This window comes from Ideonella sp. B508-1, assembly GCF_000333615.1.
Lineage (GTDB): Bacteria > Pseudomonadota > Gammaproteobacteria > Burkholderiales > Burkholderiaceae_C > Ideonella.
This window is the reverse complement of the sequence record NZ_BADL01000348.1, coordinates 1-2,336: the sequence shown is the minus strand read 5'-3', so window position 1 is coordinate 2,336 and position 2,336 is coordinate 1. Positions and strand designations below refer to the sequence as shown.

The 2,336-nt window shown below is 64.0% G+C and carries 4 protein-coding genes; all 4 read left to right on the top strand.

From position 1 onward, the window contains the following. The first annotated feature begins 47 nt into the window (after positions 1-47). A complete protein-coding gene (locus I73_RS14920) occupies positions 48-338 on the top strand; it encodes a hypothetical protein (RefSeq protein ID WP_022981350.1) in 291 nt (96 codons plus the stop codon). A gap of 64 nt (positions 339-402) precedes the next feature. After that, a complete protein-coding gene (locus I73_RS14915; RefSeq protein ID WP_026096773.1) occupies positions 403-828 on the top strand; it encodes a hypothetical protein in 426 nt (141 codons plus the stop codon). A gap of 30 nt (positions 829-858) precedes the next feature. Next, positions 859-1,653, top strand: a complete 795-nt coding sequence (locus I73_RS14910) for a ParA family protein (RefSeq protein ID WP_234409518.1) — start codon at positions 859-861, stop codon at positions 1,651-1,653. 10 nt (positions 1,654-1,663) lie between these two features. After that, a partial coding sequence (locus tag I73_RS28125) for a ParB/RepB/Spo0J family partition protein (RefSeq protein ID WP_022981347.1) occupies positions 1,664-2,336 on the top strand: 673 nt, incomplete at its 3' end.

The window sequence follows — 2,336 nt, the reverse complement described above, 5'->3', positions numbered from 1 at the left end:
GGGTGTGAATGCGGTTCATCGGGTGGGGAACACTTGAAGGGGGACCGATGAGCAACGCTGAACATCCCGTGCAAACGCTGTGCGAGCAGTGCGCGCGCAAGCGTCCGAAGCTGGAATCGAATCTGGCCGAGCAGGGCCTGATCGAGTGCAAGCTGAAGGACGTAGATGCCGGCGATGTCATGCGGGCGTTCTTCGAGTTCGCTGCGAACAAGAAGGTCGTTGCACCGTTCGCGGTGGAAGCGGCGCCTGGTGCTGTTGCGGCCTGGCCGCTCCAGTTCCACCCGAAGGACATCCAGAGCTGCGGCGGTTTCATCCGCCAGGGCGAGGGGTCCGACTGATCCGACTTTCGCGCGCGAAAGCGGCCAAGACCTGTCAACGAGCACACACTTAGGAGCAATGAGCATGCAAGGCACCCTCTACAAGCGACTCTTTGAGCGCCTGACCGACCTGATCCCCAACCTGACCGCTCCGCGCGAAGGAACGAGCTTCTACGCCCCTCCCCGCGTGGAGGGTGACATCGCTTCGTACTGCACCGTCTCGAAGGTGCAGGGTTCGGTCTGCGAGGTGGAGATTGCGCAGGACACACTGGTCAACGGGCGTGAGCAGCCGGCGCCGTGGATGGTGTTTCGCGTGGACAGCGCGGCTGGCGTGGCCGAGCTGCTGGCCATGGAAGATCAATGGCGCTACGAGGTGGTCTACGCAGAAGACGACACTCCGAATCCCCGCCGCTCGCAGATGAACCTGTTTGCGGTCAACAACCTGACGGCCATGCTGAACCTGGGCGGTGCCTTCCGCCCCGTGGACGCCGTTGAACCCATCAACGCCTGAGCGAGAGGACGCGAGACTATGAAAACCATCGTGGTGGCCAACCAGAAGGGGGGCGTGGGCAAAACGACCGTGGCCCGACACCTTGCCTTCTACGGCTACGAAAAGGGTTTGCGTGTCCTGGCCGTGGACATGGACGTGCAGGGCAACTTCAGCACGACGTTCAAGATCATCGAGGAAGAAAACGGCCTGACGGCATTGCGCGAGTCGGTGGCTGCGCCGAAGCAAGGCCTGGTGGCCAGCGGCTTGTTCAGCGGCAAGGACCGTCGCCAGCCGGTGATGTGCGACAAGGAAGGCCGGTTGCACTACGTGGAGGCGGACTCGGGCATCGTGGAAGTCGAGCGGCGCGATCTGGAAGAGGTGATCAAGGCCGGGCAAAAGCGCTTCGCGGAGCTGGGCAAAGACTTCGACGTGTGCGTGCTGGACACCGGACCTGCGGTGAGCAATCTGCTGGTGGTCGCGCTGTCGGTGGGCGACTTCGCGGTGAGCCCGTGCAAGCCTGACCGCGACGCCATCGCTGGCCTGGCTGGGTTCTTCTCGAACGTGGTGCGGGTCCGGGATGAGACGGGCATCAATCCGAAGCTGGCGCCGCTGGGGATTCTGCCGAACCAGGTGAACAAGAGCCGGGCCTACCACCGCAGCGTGCTCAACCAGATGCGCGAGGCCTGGGGAGAAGGCGTGCTGCCGGTCGAGCTGTACGAGCGTGCGGCCATCGACGTTGCGAAGGATCGGGCGGTGTGGCGCACCGACCGGGGCGAGAGCAAGGGCCTGGCAGCTCAGGAAATGAAGGGCGTCTGCGCCTACATCTACAACCGCATGGGACTGTGAGGAACCCGACATGGCAAAACCGAAACTGAACCTGGCTTCCTTCACGGGCGTGGTGAGCACTGCATCGGGCACCACGACGGCGCCGGATGCCGAGATTGACGTGACGCTGATCGACGTGGAGCGCCAGGTCCGCACCGACCTGGGCGACCTGACCGAGCTGGCCGCGAGCATCAAGGACATCGGCGTTCTGGAGCCGATCATCCTGCTGGCCAAGGACGGCGGCCGCTTCCGCCTGATCGCCGGCGAGCGACGCTACCGCGCCTCGATCCTGGCGGAGAAGCCGAAGGTTCCGGCAATCATCAAGCGGGGCCTGACGGACTTCCAAGTGCGTCAGATCCAAGTCACGGAGAACAACGACCGCGAAGGGCTGTCGGCCTACGACGAGGCCATCGGGGTTGCCGAGGACGTGGAGAAGTTCGGCTTCAAGGAGGCCATGCGGATCTGGAACCGTTCCGAGGGCTGGGTGAGCAAGCGGATGGCTGTCAAGAAGTACGCCGAGCCCGTGCGCGAGCTGCTGCAAGCCAAGGTCTGCGGCGACTTGGAGGTGCTGCACAGCCTGAACCAGCTCTACGGGGTCAGCATCAACGAGTACAACGCACTGGTGGAGCGGATGCGCAGCGGCGTGACGGTGAGCCGCGACGACGCGCGCAACAAGGTGTCGTCGGCGAAGGTCTGGCAAAAGC